Origin of the sequence: Psychromonas sp., assembly GCF_041586535.1 — a bacterium.
Lineage (GTDB): Bacteria > Pseudomonadota > Gammaproteobacteria > Enterobacterales > Psychromonadaceae > Psychromonas.
Map to the genome: position 1 here is coordinate 1 of NZ_JBFGZY010000178.1, position 7,037 is coordinate 7,037.

Consider the following 7,037-nt stretch of genomic DNA (forward strand, 5'->3'; position numbering starts at 1 on the left):
CTGATAAAATTGAAAAATGTCGCGATCGCACACTTCGTGTGCGTTACTGAAGGTAAGATTGGCCTTGGAATCATGATAAAATCCAAGACCGAACTGAGGGGGTACTAAAAATACGCTGTTTCTGGATGAGAACTAGCTATACATCCGGTACGTCTTATACAAATGCAGACTGTAATTTATTTGCAGACGCGGTGGCAATTTTCCAAAATCAGCGAAGTCCATATATCGAACTATCAATGGAGGTGTCATCAGAATATCGAAATAAAGTAAATGAAATGTTATGGGACAAAGGAGTTGATAGGGGGAGAGCACTTTGGATTTCGGCCAATGCAGTAGCCTTTTCAGAGGGTAACCTAACCGCCTTTGTCGAAGATCAGATTGCACATAAATGGGCTTTAAGTTCTTGTTCATGGCAACTTGGAAAACAGTATTAAAATTTAGCATACTCCTCTGGGATATTGTCTCTGTAATATTCGTCCCTATTTCAGCGTTTTTCTGGAATATTTACTCTCTCGCTTTGTGTACCCCATTGAGCCTCGGCTGGTAAAAATCTCCATGCTCGCTAATTCCCGTTTGCGAGCACTCTTAGAAACAAAAGGCAAAAGGCAAGACTCGCACTATAACAAAGACTAAAACACTTTTTTATGCCTCTCTAGCATCTCTTTTAAGCCGCATTTATGCATTGAGAATTAATGGATTTTTCCGCTTTAAACCTTCGATAGATTGATGCTGGCAGAGACTTGATTTTCCGTTATTGCACAAAAGTTAATGGCTAATTTAGACTGAGCTAAGAGGATCTATCCTCAATTCACACCTATAATTGGGAGATATGCGCAGTAAGAGGCTACCGAAATGAATGCCGAACAATTCGCCCATCTGCTGGAATTATTGCACGCCAACACCTTCACCAAAGAAAATTTCACGCCCATGCTGGATGAACTGCGGAAGCTGACTAACAGCGGTATCGCATTGCTGGTTAAAAATGCGCAAGAAAAATCAATTGAGTTGTCTCTTTCGGACGCGAACAGCGGCAGCAGAGAATTGATGGAGCAATATGCGTATGATTTAGCGCAAGGCCTTCATTGCCATTATGCCTGCCAGTTCCCGCATGGAAAGCTTGTCAAGCTGAGTTGTGAGGTTTGTAAAAAGATCCGAGCAGAGCACCCCAGCGAAAATTACAAGCATCTTGATAGTCGCTATATCTGCGGGGCATGTATCAACACCACACAATCAAGACTTGCGTTTGCGGTTAATCGGGGGCGTCATAAGGGAAATTATACTATTGATGAAGTCCAACTGCTGCATCACCTTATTCCGCATGTCAAGGTGGCTTTTGAAAACCGCCAGCATTTAAGTTTTTTACAAAACAGCATGGATAACATCAGCCAGGCGTTGGAATCTTCCGCTGAAGCGCTGGGTATTATCGACCGCAATGGAAAACTGCTGCATTGCACACCTGTGTTTTACGGGCGCCTGTTGAAATACAACCTGCTTGTTGCCGACATGGGCCGTCTGCAGTTCCGTTCCTATCATCAGCAAAACTGGTTAGAGCAAACCATAAACAAGGTGGTTAATAATGGCAGTCATCAGCGTCACAACCTGCGCCTTTGCAGCGAGCCGCTGATTGAACTGCAGCTGACCATGCTCAAGCAGGTGGACGGTGAGGGGATATTTCTACTCGCCTTAAAAATAGCCGATGACATCCTGCAGTGGTGGCGGTTAGTGTATAACTTTACCCCTAAAGAGCAGCTGCTTATTGAAAAACTGTTAACCGGATTGACCCTGCCGGAAATAGCCGAGCAACTGCAGATAAGCCATAATACCGTACGTACTCATCTCAAGCATATCCTCAGTAAAGTGGATTGCAGCTCGCAAAATCAGTTGCTGGTGACTTTGCTGTCATCACGCTAATCGATCACCCCCCCCCAAGAAAATTTACATTTATTTAACATCATCTCATCCATTTGGATGAGGTTGTGATTGTTGTTACGACCTAAAGTAAAGGAACAAAAAGTAATACTTTTACTTCATTGACACGAGGGGGTTAGCACTGAGGTTAATGAAGTCAAAATAATAACGGCTGAGTTTAAAATGGTTGCGTTACTGTTTTGTTCACCTATTTCCGCAATAGTAAACATTGAATACTCGTGTGTGGAGATAGTTGTGAAATTATGTGCTCGGACGTGCTTCTTTTTCAAATGAAGGGTATATACCATGAATAAATTTATTCGTATTGATACTTACCGGTTGATATTGAGTCAAACGGTTAAACCTTATTTACTTCTCGCTACTTTTGTAATACTTTTTTCAGGATTATGTATTGCAGAGCCCGTTACATATGATGAGGTAATTGACGGTGATATCCCTCACCAAAGTACAAACTTATATCTTAATTTAGAGCAGGGGGTTAATAGTGTAGTAGGAACTTCATCTTCATCAATAGAAAGTGTTGAAGATGGATTTATTTTTGACTCGGATTGGTTCTATATCGTAATACCAGATGGACAACAACTTACTGATATAAGGACTGAATTCTCTAATTTGACTACCACTGGAAGTGCCTTAAATCTGCGAGCGAACTTCTCGATTTATAATGTTCTTTCAGCACAAATATATCTTGAACAAACACCTTTAGATACTCCTTTAACTTTACATGACGAGGTTCTGCCATTAGGTTCGGGTACTTACCTATTTCAAGTAGGACTTCATTTTGGTTCTAATCCTCCCGGTAGTGTCAGTATTAATTACTCTCTTAAGTTTACACTAACTTCAGAGCCCATATATGATGAGTCTGTGGATGGAGATTTACCGGAGTCCTATATCGTTAATTTGGCTATGGGACCTGGGTTTAATACTGTACTGGGTACTAACTCAATATCTGACTCGGGTGATAATGATCCAGTTAGTTCTGATTGGGATTGGTTTAAAATTACGGTTCCTTCTGGATATCTGCTCTCAACTGTCAATGTTGAGTATTCAAACCTCGCTACAACTGGAAGCATTTTGGGGTTGGAAGCTTACCTTGCGTTTTACAGCTTGCTTTCAGAACAGGTTGAATTGCTGCCTACCTTCCCTAATGAATCAATATCCGTGCTTGAAGGAGCCTTGCCGCTAGAGCCTGGTGAGTATCAATTCCAAATGATTAGCAATAATGCGTCGTTCTTTCCTCCTTTTGCAGCATCTTACGACTATAAAGTTGAATTCATTCTAATATCGGTTGTTGATGAGCCACCAACTGCAAATGCTGGTGAAGATCAGGCAGCAAGAGTCGGAGATACAGTGGTTCTAGATGGTACTCAATCATTTGATGATAATACTCCGACAGCATCACTCAGTTATAATTGGTCGTTTGTTTCATTACCTATTGGCAGTTCTCTTTCTCTGACACAGGCCGATACTGCTAATCCAAGCTTTGTAGTCGATGCCTTGGGTGAATATACCGCTGAGTTAGTTGTGACAGATAACTTGAATCAATCAAGCGTGGCGGATTATGTGCTTATAAGTACTAATAACCTTGCTCCTAGTTCAGATGCCGGAAGTGACCAACTTGTGGTTGTTAATACCTTAGTCTCACTTGATGGTAGTGCTAGTTATGATCCCGAGCTGGATGACATAATTTTTACTTGGTCTATTGTTTCAGCTCCTTCCGGTAGTAATGTGAGCCTAACTGATACTGATACTGTGTCTCCGTCTTTGGTTCCAGACGTTGAAGGTGCATTTGAGTTACAACTTGTCACTAGCGATGCCATTGGGGCTGGCGCTCCCGCATTCGTAACCATCATGGCAACGTTGCCGGAAGAGTATGCTGAGATCAAGGTGATGAATGCTGCGATCGAAGTTGGGGAGCTTGAGCTGGTTGAAGTAACTACGGCCGGTAATCAAAATGCCTTAACCAACTTCTTTACTCAGGCTACCGTTGCTATAAATGCTGGAGATAAAGAGGAAGCAATTGCGAAACTTGAGCAGGCTATTTCTCGGGTTGATGGTTGTGCATTGCGAGATGAACCCGATGGTAAAGGTAAAGGTCGTGACTGGGTGACAGACTGTACAGCTCAAGCCGATATTTATAAGTCGCTTACTTTAGCCCTTGAAGCATTAATTCAATCACAATAATACAAGGTAGGTAACGGCCACTCGGATCAAATAACTGAGTGGCCACCTATAGGGATGTGAATAAATTAGGTGCCTCATTATGGAATACGTACATAAATTGACAGGCCGATAAGTTGGAGTACTCAACATGAATATACGAATATTATTTTTAAGCATATTACTGCTTACGCTATCCGTTGGGGTAAAAGCAACGAGTAATTTTACTTTCACTGAAATAGCCGATACCAAGAATGATTTTAGTGGTATTCAAGCCCTTGCTAATCAATTAGGAATGAATAATAAAGGGGAGGTGGCATTTTCTGTGAATTTTATTGATGGCTCAAAGGCTGTCTATAAAGGAAGCGGAAACTCATTAACGTTAATAAGAGAGCTATCACCTAGCTCAACAAATCAACTGGTGTCTGGTTCCAGTAACGGGATCGGCATCAATGAGAATAGTGTTGTGGCTTTTACTGAGTCTATCGGTTCTGGACGGAGTCAAATGTTTTCGGGCTCAGGTGGCAGCCTTTCCCCTCTTACGGATGGCTCAAGCGCTAATTTATTGAGCGGGGCTGACATCAATAACTTGGGACAAGTGGCATTTTATGATGATCGGTTGGTTGTTACTGATGGTGTTAGCGAATACGGTGTGGGTATTGATTTCAATACAATTGGTATCCCTGTAATTAATCAGCTTGGCGAAGCAGTTGTAGCTACACTCAGCCGTTATACTGGTGAAATTGTAGTGAATAAAATTAGTCCTGTTACGGGTTTATTTGATCGTTTCGTTATAGGTGCATTGAGGGACGTCGGTATTCAAGATTATCTATTAGGTTTTAATAACCGCAGTAATATAAGCTATTCGTTGGATGGAGATACTCGTAAGGAGGTTGGTCTGCTGACGGAAACAGGTTTTTTGACTTTGCTTGATACCAGCGATGGTTTTGCTCGTTTTTTAGACAACACATCACTGAATGATTATAATCAGGTCCTGTTTGCGGCAAATAGAATCGACAATGGCTTAATTGGAGGACTATATTTAGTTGGTCTACATGGTAATCCACCGAACATTGTCGTCGAAGTGGGAGATGAAATAAACGGAAAAATCATTCAGTCAATAAGTGCTACTAACCGCATCAGTGTTTCAACCTCATCACTTAATTTATCGAGTCAAGTTGCCTTTGTCGCTGATGTAACTGATGTTGGCTCCAGTGATACATATTCAGTCCTTTTTAGAGCCGATCCTCTAGCTGGGATCTCGCCAGAAAAACCACTTCTACCTGGGCCAGACGATAATATAGAAGGAGGTGGCTGGCTTATACCAATACCAATTAGGTGTCAAAACTTTTTTCAAATAAGGTGCTTTATAGATCCTGAATATGCGCAGGGATATCAGTTTGGACTAACATCAGATGAAGCCCCTAGCTTTGAATCAGTGCTGATTCCTGCACCTCTACCGGGCGGTGATGATACTTTTGAACTTATATTTAATGGGATCAGTACGGAACTAGTCGCTGGCACACCGATCTACTTCACGGATTGGTATCTTTCCGGTGTCAGAGATTTTATTATTCAAGGTATTTCAGTTGATGAGCAAATTTTGCCGGATGACTTTACTGCTTTTGTAACAGGAATAACTTTTGTAGATGATGGTACTACCTCTGAATTTTCTGTCAGTATGATCCCCATTGTTGATAATTCCGCCCCTACTCTAGGTGAACTTGCAGTAACCACAGAGCCATTACCTTTAGGTAACCCAGTATATATTGAAGCATCTGTAAGTGATCCTGATACTAGTGATAACTTGACTGCGCGTATTGAGTGGGGAGATGGCACCTATACGGACTATGCTCCATTATTGACTACTGGTGCGGGCACATTAACGGGTACACATAGTTACAGTCAACCAGGAGTCTACACCATTGATGTAACTCTAACGGATATTGCCGGTGCAATGGATACGGCAAGTTACAGTTATGTGGCAGTATATGATCCAAGCGCGGGCTTTGTCACCGGTGGTGGCTGGTTTGATTCTCCTGCGGGGGCTTATATCGAAGAACCTGAGTTAACCGGTAAAGCGCAGTTTGGTTTTGTGGCTAAATACAAAAAAGGCAAGTCTGTTCCCGATGGCAATACCCAGTTCCAATTTAAGGCAGGAGGATTAAACTTCCATTCCACTGTCTATGATTGGCTGGTGATAGCCGGTGCCAAGGCGTTGTTCAAGGGCGTCGGTCAGGTTAACGGCACGGAGGGTTATGGTTTTATCCTGAGCGCAAAAGATGGCGACCTGAACGGTGAGGGTAGTGATAGCTTCCGCATCAAAATTTGGCGCTTGGATACCGAGGAGGTCATCTACGACAACCAACTTGGAGCTGAAGATGACGCCGAAGCGCCTACCACACTCGGGGGAGGCAGCATAGTGGTGCACTCAGCTAAGAAAAAGTAGCTTAGCTTCAGCGTTAAATTAAACCATGCCGGCCGCTATCAGGTCGGCATTTTTATTGCGCCTCACTTTAACCTCAAAGAGCCGCTACTTTATAATTTACCCTGTAGATTATCCATTCAAAATAAGATTGTATATAAAAATACCTATTACGGGCATTACAAAGAGCAAGTAGGGCTATAGTGAGGGGGCGAATATCTATTGTGACTTTATTCTTTTATATCAATTAGTTGAGTTGTGGATGGGCGGCATGATGTATGTCGGTAGTTAGGCTGGGTAAAATAGCCTCTTGGTTCAAACAATAAGCCCATAACCCGAATATGGGGCCGATTCACTATGAGGAGCATAACTTCACATCATTAGCGGCGGTTTTCAAGAGAGTTGTCGCCTGACGTTTAAATTTATGCCACCTTATTCTCTTTTATTTCAGTCTTTGACTTCTCTGGATTAAGCCTGACTTCTTTAACTGGTGCCCAATTTTTGATTTCACCTGACCAACGAC

3 protein-coding genes are annotated in these 7,037 nt (G+C 42.3%); all 3 read left to right on the top strand.

The annotated features are described in order from the left end of the window. Positions 1–852: 852 nt before the first annotated feature. Positions 853–1,911 carry a helix-turn-helix transcriptional regulator gene (locus ABZA00_RS15705; protein ID WP_372883098.1) on the top strand — a complete coding sequence of 353 codons (1,059 nt, stop codon included), beginning with the start codon at positions 853–855 and terminating at the stop codon, positions 1,909–1,911. Between the two features lie 303 nt (positions 1,912–2,214). Then, a complete protein-coding gene (locus ABZA00_RS15710) occupies positions 2,215–4,113 on the top strand; it encodes a PKD domain-containing protein (RefSeq protein ID WP_372883099.1) in 1,899 nt (632 codons plus the stop codon). Positions 4,114–4,240: 127 nt separating this feature from the next. Further along, positions 4,241–6,538: a PKD domain-containing protein gene (locus tag ABZA00_RS15715; protein ID WP_372883100.1), complete on the top strand. Its 2,298-nt coding sequence runs from the start codon at positions 4,241–4,243 to the stop codon at positions 6,536–6,538. Positions 6,539–7,037: the final 499 nt, after the last annotated feature.